This window comes from Halorubrum salipaludis (assembly GCF_002286985.1).
Lineage (GTDB): Archaea > Halobacteriota > Halobacteria > Halobacteriales > Haloferacaceae > Halorubrum > Halorubrum salipaludis.
On the sequence record NZ_NSKC01000001.1, the window covers coordinates 15,238 to 31,297 of the forward strand.

The 16,060-nt window shown below is 71.5% G+C and carries 16 protein-coding genes; 9 read left to right on the forward strand and 7 right to left on the reverse strand.

Translation table 11 applies throughout. The annotated features are described in order from the left end of the window. Positions 1–83: 83 nt before the first annotated feature. From CK500_RS00070 to CK500_RS00090, 5 genes are all read left to right on the forward strand, one after another. Positions 84–836 carry an IclR family transcriptional regulator gene (locus CK500_RS00070; RefSeq protein ID WP_095635231.1) on the forward strand — a complete coding sequence of 251 codons (753 nt, stop codon included), beginning with the start codon at positions 84–86 and terminating at the stop codon, positions 834–836. Positions 837–1,826: 990 nt separating this feature from the next. Next, positions 1,827–2,726 carry a lipoate--protein ligase family protein gene (locus CK500_RS00075; RefSeq protein WP_095635232.1) on the forward strand — a complete coding sequence of 300 codons (900 nt, stop codon included), beginning with the start codon at positions 1,827–1,829 and terminating at the stop codon, positions 2,724–2,726. 88 nt (positions 2,727–2,814) lie between these two features. Next, a complete protein-coding gene (locus tag CK500_RS00080) occupies positions 2,815–3,651 on the forward strand; it encodes a deoxyribonuclease IV (RefSeq protein ID WP_095635233.1) in 837 nt (278 codons plus the stop codon). Positions 3,652–3,809: 158 nt separating this feature from the next. Beyond that, positions 3,810–4,277, forward strand: coding sequence for a hypothetical protein (locus tag CK500_RS00085; protein ID WP_095635234.1), 468 nt, complete (start codon positions 3,810–3,812; stop codon positions 4,275–4,277). Positions 4,278–4,362: 85 nt separating this feature from the next. Continuing rightward, positions 4,363–5,169, forward strand: a complete 807-nt coding sequence (locus CK500_RS00090) for a class I SAM-dependent methyltransferase (protein ID WP_095635235.1) — start codon at positions 4,363–4,365, stop codon at positions 5,167–5,169. A 93-nt stretch (positions 5,170–5,262) separates the two neighbouring features. Here the strand turns inward: CK500_RS00090 and kdgK1 are convergent, their stop codons facing one another. The 7 genes from kdgK1 to CK500_RS00125 form a co-directional block, all read right to left on the reverse strand. Beyond that, positions 5,263–6,228 carry a bifunctional 2-dehydro-3-deoxygluconokinase/2-dehydro-3-deoxygalactonokinase gene (gene kdgK1, locus CK500_RS00095; protein WP_198951469.1) on the reverse strand — a complete coding sequence of 322 codons (966 nt, stop codon included), beginning with the start codon at positions 6,226–6,228 and terminating at the stop codon, positions 5,263–5,265. A gap of 138 nt (positions 6,229–6,366) precedes the next feature. Continuing rightward, the gene (locus tag CK500_RS00100) at positions 6,367–6,993 is read right to left on the reverse strand and encodes a DUF7519 family protein (protein ID WP_095635236.1); all 627 of its coding nucleotides are present in this window, start codon (positions 6,991–6,993) and stop codon (positions 6,367–6,369) included. Further along, positions 6,933–8,303: a DUF58 domain-containing protein gene (locus tag CK500_RS00105; RefSeq protein ID WP_095635237.1), complete on the reverse strand. Its 1,371-nt coding sequence runs from the start codon at positions 8,301–8,303 to the stop codon at positions 6,933–6,935. The genes CK500_RS00100 and CK500_RS00105 overlap by 61 nt, the downstream gene beginning before the upstream one ends. Next, positions 8,300–8,923: a DUF7269 family protein gene (locus CK500_RS00110; RefSeq protein ID WP_233138626.1), complete on the reverse strand. Its 624-nt coding sequence runs from the start codon at positions 8,921–8,923 to the stop codon at positions 8,300–8,302. The genes CK500_RS00105 and CK500_RS00110 overlap by 4 nt, the downstream gene beginning before the upstream one ends. After that, positions 8,923–9,960: a DUF4129 domain-containing protein gene (locus tag CK500_RS00115; RefSeq protein ID WP_233138629.1), complete on the reverse strand. Its 1,038-nt coding sequence runs from the start codon at positions 9,958–9,960 to the stop codon at positions 8,923–8,925. Before CK500_RS00115 ends, CK500_RS00110 begins: the two co-directional genes overlap by 1 nt. 137 nt (positions 9,961–10,097) lie before the next feature. Continuing rightward, entirely contained in the window at positions 10,098–11,144 is a 1,047-nt protein-coding gene (locus tag CK500_RS00120; RefSeq protein ID WP_095635238.1) for an MBL fold metallo-hydrolase, read from the reverse strand. 128 nt (positions 11,145–11,272) lie between these two features. Then, positions 11,273–12,316, reverse strand: coding sequence for a sensor histidine kinase (locus tag CK500_RS00125; protein WP_095635239.1), 1,044 nt, complete (start codon positions 12,314–12,316; stop codon positions 11,273–11,275). A gap of 132 nt (positions 12,317–12,448) precedes the next feature. Between CK500_RS00125 and CK500_RS00130 the strand changes: the two genes are divergently transcribed. The 4 genes from CK500_RS00130 (at position 12,449) to CK500_RS00145 (ending at position 16,044) form a co-directional block, all read left to right on the forward strand. Further along, positions 12,449–12,826: a hypothetical protein gene (locus CK500_RS00130; RefSeq protein ID WP_095635240.1), complete on the forward strand. Its 378-nt coding sequence runs from the start codon at positions 12,449–12,451 to the stop codon at positions 12,824–12,826. Between the two features lie 249 nt (positions 12,827–13,075). Continuing rightward, the gene (locus tag CK500_RS00135; RefSeq protein ID WP_095635241.1) at positions 13,076–13,771 is read left to right on the forward strand and encodes a phosphoribosyltransferase; all 696 of its coding nucleotides are present in this window, start codon (positions 13,076–13,078) and stop codon (positions 13,769–13,771) included. 9 nt (positions 13,772–13,780) lie between these two features. Next, on the forward strand, positions 13,781–14,443 hold the full coding sequence (locus CK500_RS00140) for an HD domain-containing protein (protein ID WP_095635242.1): 663 nt from the start codon (positions 13,781–13,783) through the stop codon (positions 14,441–14,443). A gap of 143 nt (positions 14,444–14,586) precedes the next feature. Further along, positions 14,587–16,044 (forward strand): FAD-dependent oxidoreductase, encoded by a 1,458-nt coding sequence (locus CK500_RS00145; protein ID WP_095635243.1) that lies wholly within the window; start codon positions 14,587–14,589, stop codon positions 16,042–16,044. The last annotated feature ends 16 nt before the right edge of the window (positions 16,045–16,060 follow it).

The following is a 16,060-nucleotide window of genomic DNA, read 5'->3' on the forward strand; positions in this document are numbered from 1 at the left end:
TCCGAGCGAACCGGCCGCGGAATCGGCCACTTCTCATCCCGCGATGCGGGACCATTATTACCCCCGGTATCGTCAGTGGGCACATGGAACACACGCCGGATCGCGGGCGGGTCAAGGCGGTCGACACGACGCTCGACGTCGTCCAATTTCTGCACCGGGCGGGATCGGCGAGCATCGAGGAGGTCGCCGAGGCCGTCGGGGTCGGGACCAGCACGGCGCATCGTCACCTCACGACGCTTCACGAGCGGGGATACATCGTTCGCGAGGGGAACGAATACGAGCTGAGCCTCCGGTTCCTGACGCACGGCGGACGGCGACGGGAGACGCTGCCGGCGAACGAGCTGATACACAGGAAGGTCAGACAGCTGAGCGGGGACACCTCCGAACGCGTCCAGTTCATCACGGAGGAGCACGGCGAGCGCGTGTACATGTACACCCACGCGGGCCCGGACGCGGTCAAGACGGACGCGACGATCGGCAAGCGCGGGCCGCTTCACGTGAGCGCGGCCGGAAAGGCGATCCTAGCGAACCTCCCGACCGAGCGCCGGGAGCGGATCCTCGACGGGGTCGCCGCGAACGGAACCGCCGAACGGGAGGCGCTCGACGAGGAGCTCGAAGCGGTCAGGGAGCGGGGATACGCGTTCAACGACGAGGAGTCGACATCCGGGCTCCGCGCGGTCGGCGTCCCGGTCCGGTACGAGAGCGACACGGTGCTCGGGGCGATCAGCGTGTCGGGACCCGCCAACCGGCTGACCGGCGAGTACTTCCGCGAGGAACTGCCGAACCTCCTCTTGGGCACGGTCAACGAGATCGAGCTGAACATCGAGTACCTGTAATCGGCTCGGAGACGCCTCCCTCCGACCGATCTCGTTCTGTCCGCGGTCGATCCGCGACGCCACCGACAAAGGGCTTCGCGTATCCCGAACACGCTCCCGCGATGCGGGACGGAACCGATCGGAACCGACCGACATGTACGGCGACCGACGAGGTCATCTCCGCATTCCGGCCGATATTCGGCGATCGCATCGACGGAAGTAACGCGGATCGAACGATTCGACTGCGCTCGGTATCCCGCGTCGCGGGACAGATCAGAGATGATCGTTACTGATCGTAGCCGTGCGGGAGAGTCGGTCCCACGAGAGATACCCGGCGCGCGGGCCGAGAGACAGCGATCGCATCGGGAAGCCGACAGCGGACAAAGAATCCTATTACAGACATAGTTCTGTAAAGTCATTCAGACCATTGGGACCCGAATTCGGCGAACGTCGAGAAGCCGATCGACCCGCTATCTTCATAATGATAAGAAACCATATATTTTAATAATTATACCAGAATTCTGTTATTAATTCCAGATCTCTCTTTTCTGAGTTTATCTCAACATTTTTTGTTTATATGATCTATTACACCCAATATTTATGCTGAATACATATTTATTTGGCAAATATAGTCTCTTTTTGGTTTTATACTCATTTTAAACCAGACAGCTATTTGATCAGGCCTAATACAATCTAAACGCACCTATTGGGGGCCTATAGGCGGTTTTTTCTAGCATCCGCTTCGATCCGGTTCTCTAAGATCACAGAACTACCAATTTTAAATAATACATTGATAATCTATACTTCTCGGTGATCGAACGCGATCGGGGCAGTTCGTTCGACATCGCGTCGACCCGTCCGAGATCGCGTCCGGCGGTTCGGTCGTGACGTGTCGGGGCGCGGCGCCCCGAACGCAACCGCTTTCGGCCGGGGCGGCGACGTGGGGCGTATGCACGCGGACGGAGCGAAGGAGAGAGGCGAGCGACGATCGCGGAGCGCGGGTGGTCGACGGTGACCGCGCCCGCGGGCGACTGGCGGCTGATCCGGGAGGAGGCGCGGCCGGGGCCGATGCAGATGGCGCTCGACGAGGTCGCGGCGGAGACGGCGGCCGCCGGCGGGCCCGCCACCGTGCGGACGTACCGGTGGGACCCGAGCTGTCTCACTCTCGGGTACCGACAGGACCCGGAGACGGTGGACTGGGCGTTCTGCGAGCGCGAGGGGATCGACGTGACCCGGCGCCAGACCGGCGGCGGCGGGATCTACCACGACGGCTTCGGGGACGTCGCCTACTCGATCGCCGTCCCGGCGGCCGACGTGCCGGGCGAACTGCTCGACTGCTACCACCTGCTCTGCGAGCCCGTCCTCGACGCGTTCGACCGGCTCGGGATCGACGCGGACTACGTCGAGGAGTCGGTGCCGGAGCTGTACCACCCGGCGTGTTACCTGCGGGAGCTTCACCCGGCGCACGACGTGGTGGCGGGCGGCGGGAGGGACGGCGTCGCCGAGGAGCGGCGGAAGATCGCCGGCAACGCCCAGTACCGGAAGCGGGACGCCGTCATCCAGCACGGCTCGCTGACGTTCTCGGTCGAGGCGGAGCGACACCTCGGGACGTTCGCGGACCCGCCGGTGACCGCGAGCGCGTTCCGCGACCGGGTCGTCGGGATGGACGAGCTTGCCGCGATCGATCGGGCGGACGCGGTGGCGGCGGTGGAGGCGGCGCTCGTCGCGTGGGTGGTCGGAGAGGGCGACGCCGGAGAGGGCGGCGACCGCGGGGACGTCGACATCGATCGGGACGCGTCGTGGACCGACGAGGAGCTCCGGCGCGCGGCAGAGCTCGTCGAGACGAAGTACCGGGACGACGGCTGGGTCCGGACCCGTCCCGGGAACAGTGGCGGGGGCGCGGACGGATAGCACCGCTGACGGTTCTTCGACGGAAGCGGACGACGGGACTCCCGCCCGGTTCCGAAGGGGCTTTTTCCGGCGCTCGCGTGGAGACGGTATGAGTCTCAAGGTCGGCGCGCACGTCTCGATCGCGGGCGGCGTGGACAACGCGGTCGAGAACCAGGTAGAGGTCGGGGGCAACTGCGGACAGATATTCACCCACTCCCCGCAGGTGTGGCAGGACCCGAACATCGGCGACGAGGAGGCCGAGCGGTTCCGCGAGGGCACCGCGCGCGAGCTGGAGGGACCGTGGGTGATCCACACCTCCTACCTCGTCAACCTCTGTACGCCCAAGGAGGGGCTCCGCGAGAAGTCGCTCGACTCGATGCAGAAGGAGGTCGACGCGGCCGACAAGCTCGGCATTCCGTACGTCAACGTCCACCTCGGCGCACACACGGGCGCGGGCGTCGAGGGCGGGCTCGACAACGCGGCGTCGGTGATCGACGACATCGACGTGCCGGACGGCGTCACGATCCTGATCGAGAGCGACGCGGGCGCCGGCACGAAGCTCGGCGGCGAGTTCGAGCACCTGGCCGGGATCATCGACCGCACCGAGACCGACATCGACGTCTGTATCGACACCGCCCACGCGTTCGCGGCGGGCTACGACCTCTCGACGCCCGAGGCGGTCGATCAGACGATCGGGGAGTTCGACGACGTGGTCGGGTTAGAGCACCTCGAGTACGTCCACCTCAACGACTCGAAGCACGCCTGCGGCACCAACAAGGACGAGCACGCCCACATCGGCGAGGGACTGATCGGCGAAGCGGGGATGGAGCGGTTCCTGAACCACCCGGATCTGGCGGACGTGCCCCTCGCGCTGGAGACGCCGACGGAGGACGGCAAGAGCTTCGCGTGGAACATCGACCGCGTCCGCGAGCTGCGGGCGGACTGAGGGTCAGGCGGAGTGACGGACGACTGAGGCTCGGGCGGAGTGACGGACGACTGAGGCTCGGACGGACGGGGACTCGCACGGGGAGTCCCCGGAAATGCGTTGAATCGCTTAAGAGTGTCCGACGCGCCTTTATGTACCCGGAGCTGTGATCCACGGACATGACCACCACGAGAGCGCTGCTCATCGGGCAGCGGCGTCGGTTGGCCCTCACGATGGTCGTGGGATTCGCCGGCCTCGTGGCGCTGGCGGTGGCGTTGGCAGTCGTCGCCGAGCTCGCGGACATCCGGGCCGCGGCGGCGGTGACCGACCGGCTCGTCCCGCTGTTGGTGTTCTACGCGCCGGCGCCGATCGCCGCGGCGGGCGCGTACGCGCGTTGCGGCGGCCCGGCGTGCCTGACGGTGGGCGTCGTGCCCGCCCTCGTGTTCGCCGCGCTCGTGGTCGTCGGGACCGTGTTCGGCGTCCCCGGCGTGGGCGGCGGCGACGCGCCGCTGGGCGGGGTGACGATGTCGTTCGCCCTCGTCGGACTGAGCGGGGCGTTCGTCGGCTACTGCGCCGGAGTCACCGCCGCGCTCCTCGCGGACCTGGCGGGGATCGGGGGCGGTGACGAGACGGACGACGCCGAGTGAGGCGGCGCCGGCGGCGAGGGCGCCGACGGCAGCGAGCGGGACCGAGTTCCGTACGTTTATTCTCCCCTGCGCCGAACGCGGGGACGTGCGACGCTTCTCCGCGGAGTACCTCGAACACACCCGGCGCGGGATGTGGGCCGACGACCGGGAGGCCCTCGCGGACCTCGACCTGCCGAGCCGCCGCCGCGTCCTCGACGCCGGCTGCGGCACCGGGGAGCTGACCCGCGTCCTCGACGCCGAGACCCCGCCCGACGCGGCCGTGCTCGGGATCGACGCGGACCCGGAGCTCCTGCGCGTCGCCCGCGAGGAGACCGGGCTTCCGTACGTCGCCGGCGACGCGACGCGGCTCCCGCTCCCGGACGACGCCGTCGATCTGGCGGTCTGTCAGGCCCTCCTCATCAACCTCCCCGACCCCGCCGCCGCGGTCCGAGAGTTCGCGCGAGTCTCTTCCGACCTGGTCGCCGCGATCGAGCCCGACAACGCCGACGTGACGGTGACCTCCACCGTCGACGCCGAGGAGCGATTAGAGCGGGAGGCGCGGGAGGCGTACCTACGGGGAGTCGACACCGACGTGGCGCTCGGCGACCGCGTCCGCGAGGCGTTCGAAGCGGCGGGGGTCGACGACGTGCGGACCGGCCGGTACGTCCACGAGAAGCGGGTCGCGGCGCCGTACGCGGAGCCGGACCTGACCGCCGCGGCGCGGAAGGCCTCCGGCGCGGGGCTGGCCGACCACCGCGCGGAGCTGATCGCGGCGACCTCCGAGCGCGCGTACGACGACCTGCGGCGGCGCTGGCGCGAGATGGGGCGCGAAGTGGTCGACGCCATCGGGAACGACGAGTACGAGCGCGTCGAGCGCGTCCCCTTCGACGTGACCGTGGGACGGGTTCGGTAGCGGGTCGGGAGAGCGTGACGCGAGGTCGAGAGAGCGTGACGCGGATCGCAGACGGTCCCGCGGCCCACGCCACACGGTCGTTCAAAAAGCCCGCTACCGATTGATCCCGCCTTCGCCGCCGACGACGCTTTCGACGTCGTCGGGCGTGATCACCGCGAGGTCGCCGTCGACGGTGCGCTTCAGCGCGGCGGCCGCGGCGGCCCACTCCAGCGCGTCGGCCACGTCGCCGCCGTCGGTCCGCTTCGCGAGGTAGCCGGCGACGAACGCGTCGCCGGTGCCGATCGCGTCGAACGTGTCGGCCTCGAACACGCCCTGCTCGTACACCTCGCCGTTCCGGAGCGCGACCGCGCCCTCCGTGCCGCGGGTGACGACCACCGTCTCGAAGCCGAACGCGGACGCGAGCCCGTGGGCGATCTCAACCGCGTCTCCCTCCCGATCCAGCACCTCGCGGGCGTCTCTCCGGGGGACGAACAGGGTGTCGACGTGCTCGAACAGCCCCTCGTAGGCGGCGCGGGCGGTCTCGGGGTCCCAGAGCTTCGCCCGGTAGTTGAGGTCAAGCGAGCGCGTCGCGCCGGCCTCGCCCGCGGCGCGGAGCAGGGCCGTCGTCGTCTCCGCGGCCCGGTCCGAGAGCGCGGGCGTGATCCCGGTCGTGTGGAAGCGGTCGGCCGACTCCAGCGCCCCGGTCGGCAGCTCCGCGGGCGTGACCGTCGTGATCGCGGCGTCCGCGCGGTCGTAGATCACGTTCGTCCCGCGCGGCTCCCCGCCGTGTTCGAGGTAGTACGTCCCCAGCCGGCTCGTCTCGGGGTCGGCCCACGAGACGCCGGTCCGGACGCCGTGGCTCCGGAGCTCGCCGACGATCCGACGCCCGAGCGGCGACTCCGGGAGCTTCGAGAGCCAGACGGCGTCGGCGCCGAGCCGCGCGGCGCCGACCGCCACGTTGCTCTCCGCGCCGCCCGCCTGCACGCCGAGGCTGTCGGTGGTCTCCAGCCGCTCGCCGCGCGGCGGCGAGAGCCGGAGCATCGTCTCGCCGAACGTCACGAGGTCCGTCACGCCGACCACCCCGCGGGGACGGTCGCCGGGGGCTCCGCGGTCGATCCGGTGACTACGGTGTGCATACCGGAGCGTCGGCGAGGGAGTACAAAAGGACCCGCGATCGGCGGCGGGTCGCGCGGGCCGACGGTCACCCACTACCGACGGTCACCGCACCGCCGACGCCAGCGCGACCGCCCCGAACAGGAGCAGCGCGAGCGCCGCGACCGGCTGGCTGCCCGCGGCGGCCAGATACGCCCCGTAGACGACCGCGATCGAGAGTCCGCCCGCGAGCAGGTTCGTCCCGGCGTGGACCGCGACGTTCCGGCGCGTCCGCGCCTCCCGGCCGACCTGCTCGCCGAGCGAGACCCCGTGGTCCGCGAGGTCCCACGCGAGCGCGAGCGCGACGCCGGCCGCGAGCAGGGGCTCGACCGCGCCGCCGCGGTACCCCGCGACCGCGATCCCGACCGCGCCGATCCCCGCCGCCCACGAGAGGAGCCGGTGGGACCGCCGGAGCGACCCGGCGAGGAGGCCGAGCGCCGCGAGCCCGACGAGCGCCCCGCCGATCGGGGCGGCGAGGAGCGCGGCCAGCGCCGCGACCGCGCCGGCGACGAGGCTCCCGACGACCGCGAGCGTCGGGGGGCGAGCGTCGCGCTCGCGGTCGCTGGCGTCGAGGGAGTCCGCGTCGATGGGGTCCGCCTCGTCCCCGTCGCCGGCAGTCGCCTCTCGCCGGCTCACCGCGACCACCTCCCGGTGGCCCGCGCGACCGCGACGGGGAACGACCGGTCGCCCCACTCGACCGCGCGGATCCCCGCCCCGCGCAGGTCGCGGAGCCGCTCGCGGCGCTCGAACGCGACCAGCCGCGTCCCGGGGGTGTCGCCGGCGGGATCGTCGCGGTCGTCGCCGGCGGTCACGTCGGGCGAGAGGACGGTGACGAGGTGGCCGCGGGCGTCGATCCGGCGCGCGAGCGACGCCGCGAAGTCGTCCAGGAGGGGGGTGAAGAAGAGCACCTGCGCGTCGGCGGGGAGCCGCCGCCGGAACCGGCGGAGCCACAGCGACCCGTAGAACCGCCCCTCGCTCGGCGTCGGCGCCAGCGCGGGGTCGGTGGCCAGCGTCTCGCGCCCGCGGGCCGCGTGCGCGGTGCCCGCGCCCGGCCGGAGCCAGCAGTCGCGCGGGCCGAGCGCTGCGATCCCGACCCGGTCCCCGCCGTCGAGCAGCGCGGTGAACGCCTGCCCGGCGGCCTCGACGCTCGCCTCCACGGCGGTGTCGGCGTCCGGTTCGGTCGCGGCGTACGCCGACTCGCGCGCGTCGATCAGGAGCACGACGGTCGCGGCGCGCTCCTCGCGGAGGTCGAGCGTCGCCAGCTCCCCCGTCCGCGCCCGCCGATTCCAGTCGATCCGCTTGATCGGGTCGCCGCGGCGGTACTCCCGGGTGGCGTGGAACTCGACGCCGGCGCCGCCGACGTCGGTGGGGACGCGGCCGTGGTAGACGGTCGTCAACCCCCGCAGGGGGAGGTCGCCGCCCGCGGACAGCTCGGGGGTGCAGGCGATCCGCGTGGGGGTCGCGAGCCCGGTGGTGCGCTCCCGAGAGCCGGCCGGGTCCCGCGTGATCGCCCGCGCCGGTCCCCACTCGTGTTCGCCACGGGTCGCCCGGACGGTGTACTCGAAGGCCGCCGTCGCCCCCGGGCGGAGCGCGGTCGCGATCCGCGCGGGGCCGTCGACGACCTCCAGCCCGGGCGGCACCCCGTCGACGAGCCGGAGGTCCGGCAGGGGGGCGTCGCCGACGTTGCGCGCGCGGACCGCGACGACCACCTCGTCGCCCGGCTCGGGCGCGTCGTCGCTCACGGTCCGTTCGAGCTCGACCGTCGCCTCGCGCGCCTCGCCGACCCGGGCGTAGACGACGTACCCCACGCCGACGGCACCGGTCAGCACGAGCCCGGGCTGCCGGGCGACGACCCCGACCCCGACGAGCGCGAGCGCGACCCCGGCGATCCCGTCCCACCGGCCCGTCTCGGACCTGCGGAGGGGCGTGCGCTCGGTCGTCGGCTCCGCCCCGCGGTTCGCCGGCTCACGGGTCGCGTCGCCGCGCTCCGTCTCGGCGGTCATCGCGTCGCCTCCGCCGAATCGGGGCTCGAAGCCGACTCGTGATCCGAGGACGGCCCGCGACCGGGAGACCCGCGCTCCCCGCCGTCGAGCCGCCCGATCGCGTCGATCGCCGCGCGGAGCCCGTATCCGTACCGCGAACGCCCCCGGACCGCGGCTCGGAGCCGGACCCGGATCGGGTACGACGCGTCGCCCGCGAAGAACGCGGCCGCGGTCCGGTCGTCCGTCCACGTCCCGACGTCGACGGCCCGCTCGGCCGCCGCGGTCGAACAGTTTCGCTCTCTGGCGACCGCCGCGACCGCGACGGCCCGGACCCGCTCGCGAAGCTCGCGCCGGGAGGCGTACGCACCGGGCGAGGCGGCGGTCATCCGGGCGATCCGCTCGTCGAGGTCGGCCCCGGGCACGGTCGCGGGCGCCCGCCGCTCCGGCTCGCCGGGGTCGGCGGTCCGCCGGTCCCGGCCGCGGCGCTCGTTCGCGTACCGGACCCCCTGCACGACGGCGAGCGCGCCGATCAGGGTGACGACGACGGTCGAGGGGTCGATCGCGGCGGCGACGCCCCGGTTCGCGACGGCGACGAACCCGACCGCGATCGCCGCGACGCCGACGAGCGCGAGGGGACGCACTACCGGTCACCCCCGGAGCGCGTCGGGTGGTCTGGGGGGTCCGCGTCTCCGCGCCTCCCGTCCCAGTGCCCCTCGCTGCCACCGTTCCCCTCGCCGTCCCCGTGCCGCGCTTCGATCCGGCGCAGCGCCTCGACGGCCCTGCGCTCGCGGTCGTCGGTCGCGTCCGCGCCGCCGTACCGGACTCGCTCGAACACGTCGGTGAGCGCCGCGACGGGCTCCTCGTCGACGCCCGCGTCGACCGCCGCGGCCGCGAACTCCGCGGGCGTCGAGGAGGCGGGGCGGTCCACGTCGAGCACGGCCGTCATGTCGCGCCAGGCCCGGTACACCTCGTTGTCGGCGTCGGACGACTCGATCCGGTCCGCGGCTTCGCCGGCGGTCCGGCCGACCGCGGCGAGGTCGGGCGTCGGCTCCTCGGGGTCCTCCTCGGCCGCGGCACTGGCGCCCGGCGTCGCGTCGTCGTCGCCGCCGGCGAGGAGGAGCACCCCGACGCTGGCGACGAGCGCGGCGACCACGACGAGCGCGAACAGGAGCTCCGGCGCCGACGCCGCCCCCTCGCCCCCGCCGGCTCCCGCGCCGCCGGCCGCTCCCTCCGGCACGATTCCGTCGTCCGGGCCGGCGATGCCGAACTCGAACTCGCTCCCGGTCTGGGTCGCGCCGCAGGTCGTCAGCGCCGTCCACAGCAGCCAGATCGGGACGCCGACCGCGGCGGCGGCCGCGAGGGCGGCGAGCGGCGAGCGCGTGTCGCGGTAGGCGATCGCCGCGATCCCGACGACGAGCCCGGAGAGGAGGAGCACGGCCGGCGGCTCGCGGAGGGACTCGTAACACAGCGGCTGCGTCGCGAGCGTCGTCTCGCCGCCCGGCGACGGGGAGAGCCCCGGATCGCCCGGGCCGTCGCCGGCGCTCGGCGCGTCGCCCTGGGCCCCGCCGAACCCGCCGCCGTCGAGGCTGACGGCGGAGTCGAGCGTGGCGGCGGCGACGCCGAGCGCGACGACCGCGAGGAGGGCGAGGGCGACCGCGAGGAGGGCGTCCCGCTTCACGTCCGTGGATACGCCGTCCCGCGGGAATAGCTTTCGGCGGGAGAACGAGCGACGGAGCGTGGGGGGTCGGATTGGGAGGTCGGATCGTGGGTTGGAGTGGGAGGTCGGATCGGGGGTTGGAGTGGGAGGGTCGCCGCCTACCCCTCCGAGCCGTCGACCGCGTCGTCGAGGGGGGTCGTCGGGAACAGCGCGTCGACGTCCGGCTCCGGGTCGACCAGTCGGTACGCGGTCCCGTCGCGCTCGACGACGCCGGCGTCCGCGAGGTGATCGAGGTGCGCGAACGCCTCGCCCGGCCCGTGGAGGACGTGGATCTCCGAGAGCTCGCCGAACAGCGCGGCCGACACCTCCCACGCGGTCGCCGGTCCCCCGTCGGCGAGCACGTCGAGCACCCGCCGCGTGCGGTGCCGGTGGTGGTCGAGGATCGTCGCGGCCCGCAGGCCCGGCTCGTCGATCCGCTCGCGGTGACCGGGGTGGGCCGCGTCGAAGTCGCGGGCGACGATCTGCGCGAGGCTCTCCGCGTAGGCGGCCAGCGGCGCGTCGACCCGCACGTCGGCGCCGCCGACGTTCGGGGTGTACCGCGGGAGGAGCGCATCGCCGGCGAACAGCTCTTCGGTCGCGTCCGCGCCCCCGACCGGCTCGTGGCCGGTGACCGCTCGCGGGTCGAACGCGAACCCGGTGAGTCCGGCGGTGTGGCCCGGCAGGTGGACCGCCTCGAGTTCGACGCCCCCGACCTCGATCGCGTCCCCGTCGCCGAACGTGGTTACGTCGGCGGGGCGGCCGCTGAGGTCGGCGCTCACCGCGTCGAAGAAGGCGGTCAGTCGCTCCCGGTCCGGCTCGGGCATCCCCCACCGGTCGAACGTCTCGCGCTGGAGGTCGCGGTCGAGGAACAGCGGGGGCTCGCTCCCGTCGACGAGCGGCGCGTCCGCCGCGTGGACGTACACGTCCGCGCCGCCTTCGGCCTGTATCTCGCCGGCCAACCCGGCGTGGTCGGGGTGCCAGTGGGTGAGCGCGACCGCGTCCACGTCGGCGAAGGAGTACCCGTGCTCGGCGAGGCCGGCCTCCAGCTCCGCGCGCACGTCGGAGAGCGCGACCCCGGTGTCGACGAGCGCGGTCGTCTCGCCGTCGAGCAGGTACGCGTCGTTTTCGCCCTCGAAGACGGTGTTGCCGAGCTGGATCCGTTTCACACGGGAGGGTCGTCGGGAGCCCTTTTGAGGGTTGTCACCGCGGAAAGCGACGGCGAGCGCGACGGCGGGGGCGACGGCGCGGGCGATCCAGTGGAGGCGATCCGGCGCGAGCGGTCCGGCGCGCGGACTCAGTCGAGCACGTCGACACCGGCGAACTCGAACCGGGCGCCGCCGCCCGCGGCGTCGGTGAGGCGCACGTCCCAGCCGTGGGCGTCCGCGACGGACTCGACGATTTCGAGGCCGAACCCGGTCCCGTCGTCGCTCGTGGTGTACCCCGCCTCGAACACCGCCTCGCGGTCGATCTCGGGGATCCCCGGACCGTCGTCGGCGACGTAGAAGCCGTCGCCGTCGTCCAGGTCCCCGACCGTCACCGTGACGCCCTCGCCGGCGTGCTCCACGCTGTTTCGCAGGAGGTTCTCGAAGAGCTGTCTGAGGCGGCTCCGGTCCGCGCGGACCGCGGCGTCGGTCTCGACCCGAAGCGAGGCCGACCCGGTCTCGACGCCCTCCCAGCACGACTCGACGAACTCCCGGAGGGGGACCCGCTCCGTCTCCTCGTTCCCGTCGCCGTCGCGGGCGAGCGTCAGGAGGTCGTCGATGAGCGTCGCCATCCGCTCGTGGGCGTCGGCGACGCCCGCGAGGTGCTCGGAGTCGTGCTCCTCGCGAGCGAGTTCCAACCGCCCTTGGGCGACGTTGAGCGGGTTCCGGAGGTCGTGCGAGACGATGTTCGCGAACTCCTCGAGTCGCTCGTTCTTCTCTTTGAGGGCCTCCTCGCGTTGCTTCCGTTCGCGGACGTCTCGGATGACGCCGACGCGGTCGAGTTTGGACGCGTCCTCCCCGCCCAGTCCCTCGACGAGCCGATTGAACCGCATCTCCACCGGGAACCGGTCGCCGTCGGCGGTGAGGAACTCGTACTCGACCGCGCCGGCCTCCCGCTCCCCGGCCTCGATCTCGCGGCGCACCTCCCTCGCCCTCTCCGCGGCCTCCTCGGTCACCCAGTCGTAGATCTGGGTCCCGATCAGCTCCTCGCGGGTCACGCCCTTCATCTCGGCGTAGCGAGCGTTGACGTACGCGATGGTCCCGTCGGGACGCACGGCGTAGACCGCGTCGTCGAGCGAGTCGAGAATGGTCTCGTACCGCCGTAGCTCCCTGTCCCGAGGCGACTCATCCGTCATGGCTCTTCTCGGACGTTCCTTTCGGCCGTTCGGTTATAAATGGGCCGTCGAAAGCGCCGTTCCGGGGGACGAAACGCGCCGACCCCCGCGCCGATCCGGACCCTTTTGGAACGCGGACCCCGTGGGATCGGTATGGAGTATCAACCGGGCGTGTGCAACATCGGACCAGCCCAGCAGCGGCGGCGGCTCCTCCTCGGCGTCGGGTCGCTGCTGCTCGCGGTCGTCACCGTCGCCGCGGTCCTCGCGATGGGGTGGCCGCAATGGGCGCTGTTGGCCTCGCTGTTCCCGCTGTACGGCGCTGCGATGGGCTACTTCCAGTACCGCGAGCGGTTCTGCGTCGGGTTCGCCGGGATCGGCGTCTTCGACACCGGCGAGGGGACACAGGAGGTGGCCGACGCAGAGGCGCTCGCGGCGGACCGCCGGCGCGCGGTCCGGCTGAACGCGAAGTCGCTGGCCGTCGGCGCGGTCGGAGCGATAGTGATCTACGGGGCGTCGATCGTACTGGCGTAGCGGTCCGTTTGATCGCGGATCGACGGCGGTGAACACCGCCAAAGCCCCGCCCTCGTCGACCGGCATTTATAAGCGCCGGCCGTCAGAGAGAGCATCGGTCTCTCACTACTCGCGCCCGTATCAGGGCGCTCGGAGGCACGCGCCGCCGCAGAGGCGTTCGTGTCGGCGTGCCGTGCTGGTCGCCGCGGCCGATTCCTCGCTGGGAACGTTGTAAACCCTTATCAGCGCGCGGGTGGGAGAAGCGGTCGTATGAGCGATCTCCCGGACGACTTCGACTGCACTCTGACCAACTGGGAGTACATCTACGGGCTCTGCCGCAACGTGTCGAACGCGGTGAAGCGCGCCGACTTCGAGCCGGACGTGGTCGTCGCGCTGGCCCGCGGCGGCTGGTTCGCCGGGCGGTGTATCTGCGACTTCCTCGGGCTCAACGACCTGACGAGCCTGAAGATGGAACACTACGTCGGCGCCGCCGAGAAGAGCGACGAGCCCCAGATCCGCTACCCGATGCCGGAGGGGAGCGTCGAGGGGAAGAACGTCCTGATCATCGACGATATCGCGGACACAGGCGGTTCGATCCGCCGCGCCGAGGAGTACGTCGAGGACCGCGACGCGGGGGAGGTCCGGACCGCCACGCTCCAGCTGTTGGGCACCTCCGAGTTCCAGCCCGACTTCGTCGGCGAGCGACTCGAGCAGTGGACGTGGGTCGTCTACCCGTGGAACTTCCTCGAAGACATGATCGACCTCACCGAGGGCGCGATGGAGCGCGCCGACAAGAACGTGTTCGACCGCGAGGACGTCCGACACTACCTCGAGGAGTACCACGGCATCGGCCGCATCGAGATGGAGGTCGCACAGCCCGACCGCCTCGACGAGGTACTCGACGAGATGGTCCGGCGCGACGTGGCCGACCGCGCCGGCGGGGACGCCTGGACGCTCGCGGAGTAGCCCCTCGCGATGGTCGGAGACGAATCGGGCCCGGATCCGGATCCGGACCCGGACGACGCCGCCCCCGCCCTCGACGCCCTCCTCGACGCCTACGCCCTGAAAGACGAGCGGCGCACGGGCTGGCAGCTCCGCGGCGTCGACGCCCCCGAGTCGGTCGCCGCGCACGCGTGGGGCGTCGCGTACCTCGTCTTAGCGCTCGGCGACCGGTTCCGCGGGGACCTGCCCGGCGTCGACCTCGACCGCGCGCTCCGGCTCGCGGTCGTCCACGACGTCGCGGAGGCCGAGACCGGCGATATCGCGACGCGCGCCGATTCGACCGCGGACTCGGTGGACCCGAACGCCAAGGAGGCCGCCGAGCGCGAGGCGATGGGGGACCTCGCGGGCCCGCTCCCCGACCGGGTCCGCGACGCGTGGGAGGCGTACGAGGCCCGCGAGTCGCCGGAGGCGGTCCTCGTCAAGGAGTGCGACCTGCTCGACGTCTGTCTGCAGGCGGTAATCTACGAGCGCGGCGACCGGTACGACCCCGCCGACGGCGACCCGGAGGCGTTCCGCGAGTACGACGACCTCGACGAGTTCTTCGCGACGACCGAACCCCGCCTCCGGACCGAGACCGGGCGGGCGCTGTTCGATCGACTCCGCGAACGGTACCGGGCGGCCCGCGACGGGAGGTAGCGAGTCCGACACCTCGCCCCATACGACATCTGTCGAACCTCAAAAACGACGACTGTAGGTCCTCTCCCGGCCGATCAGCGGCGAGAGATAGCAAGAACGTTAACGGCCGAGTTCGTTTCGGGGAGTGAGAGCTTTCACCACGCATGTCTGAGAACACTGATCTGATTATCGTCGGCGGGGGAATCAGCGGGGCGTCGCTTCTGTACACGGTCGCGAAGTTCACCGACGTCGACGACGTGACGCTGATCGAGAAGGAGCGGGAGATCGCGGCGATCAACTCCCACCGGACGAACAACTCCCAGACGCTGCACTTCGGCGACATCGAGACGAACTACACCTTAGAGAAGGCCGAGGAGGTCAAGGAGGGCGCCGAGCTGCTCGCGGGCTACCTCGAGGGGACGGACCCGGACCGGGAGATGCACAGCAAGCGCAGCAAGATGGTGCTCGGCGTCGGCGATGAGGAGGTCGCCAAGCTAGAGGAGCGCTACCGCGAGAACGGGTTCGGCGACCTCTTCCCGAAGCTGCGCGAGATCGGCCGCGAGGAGATCGCGGAGCTGGAGCCGAAGGTCGTCGAGGGCCGCGACCCCGACACGGAGCTCAAGGCGCTCCAGACGCCCGACGGCTACGTCGTCGACTACGGCGCGGTCGCGAAGTCGTTCGTCGACGCCGCCCGCGAGGAGGAGGGCGTGGGCGTCCACCTCGGTACCGAAGTCGAGAACGTCGACGAGGGCCGCGACGGGTTCACCGTCGAGACCGACGACGGCGACTTCGAGGCCGACGCGGTCGTCGTCGCCGCCGGCTCCCACAGCCTCCAGTTCGCGAAGGAGATGGGGTACGGTGAGCACATGTCGCTGCTCCCGGTCGCGGGGAGCTTCTTCCTCGCCGACGACCTGCTGAACGGGAAGGTGTACACGCTCCAGATGAAGAAGCTCCCGTTCGCCGCGGTCCACGGCGACGCCGACGTGCACGACCAGGGCGTCACCCGCTTCGGACCCACCGCGAAGCTCGTCCCGGCGCTCGAACGCGGTCGGCTTTCCACCGTGGGCGACTTCGCCGACGTGTTCGGCTTCTCGCCCGCGTCGGTCCTGAGCTACGTCAACATCCTCTCGGACCGCATCCTGTTCCCCTACGTCGTGCGCAACCTCGTGTACGACCTCCCCGAGGTCGGGAAGCGCGCGTTCCTCCCGAACGTCCAGAAGGTCGTCCCGTCGGTCGACGTCGACGACATCGAGCGCGCGAAGGGGTACGGCGGCGTGCGCCCGCAGATCGTCAACACGGAGACCAAGGAGCTCGACATGGGCGAAGCGAAGATCACCGGCGACGGGGTCTTATTCAACATCACGCCCTCGCCGGGCGCCTCGACCGCGCTGAAGAACGCGATGACCGACGTGCGGACGGTCCTCGACTTCTTCGACGAGGACCACGAGTTCGACGAGGCGGCCTTCCGCGAGGCGACGATCGAGAACTTCCCGCGGGTCGACGACGTCGACGGTGACGGCGACGCGGAGGCGGACGCCGACGAGGACGAGACGGAGGGAGACGCTGCCGACGACGACTCCGACGACTCCGACGACCGCGTCCCCGCCGAAGCCGACGACTGATCCCGTCAGATCGACG

Bases quoted from the DNA above. Each gene is read 5' to 3' on its own strand.
- CK500_RS00070 (WP_095635231.1), top strand. From the start codon at position 84: ATGGAACACACGCCGGATCGCGGGCGGGTCAAGGCGGTCGACACGACG.
- CK500_RS00080 (WP_095635233.1), top strand. From the start codon at position 2,815: ATGAGTCTCAAGGTCGGCGCGCACGTCTCGATCGCGGGCGGCGTGGAC.
- CK500_RS00085 (WP_095635234.1), top strand. From the start codon at position 3,810: ATGACCACCACGAGAGCGCTGCTCATCGGGCAGCGGCGTCGGTTGGCC.
- CK500_RS00105 (WP_095635237.1), bottom strand. From the start codon at position 8,303: ATGACCGCCGAGACGGAGCGCGGCGACGCGACCCGTGAGCCGGCGAAC.
- CK500_RS00125 (WP_095635239.1), bottom strand. From the start codon at position 12,316: ATGACGGATGAGTCGCCTCGGGACAGGGAGCTACGGCGGTACGAGACC.
- CK500_RS00130 (WP_095635240.1), top strand. From the start codon at position 12,449: ATGGAGTATCAACCGGGCGTGTGCAACATCGGACCAGCCCAGCAGCGG.
- CK500_RS00135 (WP_095635241.1), top strand. From the start codon at position 13,076: ATGAGCGATCTCCCGGACGACTTCGACTGCACTCTGACCAACTGGGAG.
- CK500_RS00140 (WP_095635242.1), top strand. From the start codon at position 13,781: ATGGTCGGAGACGAATCGGGCCCGGATCCGGATCCGGACCCGGACGAC.
- CK500_RS00145 (WP_095635243.1), top strand. From the start codon at position 14,587: ATGTCTGAGAACACTGATCTGATTATCGTCGGCGGGGGAATCAGCGGG.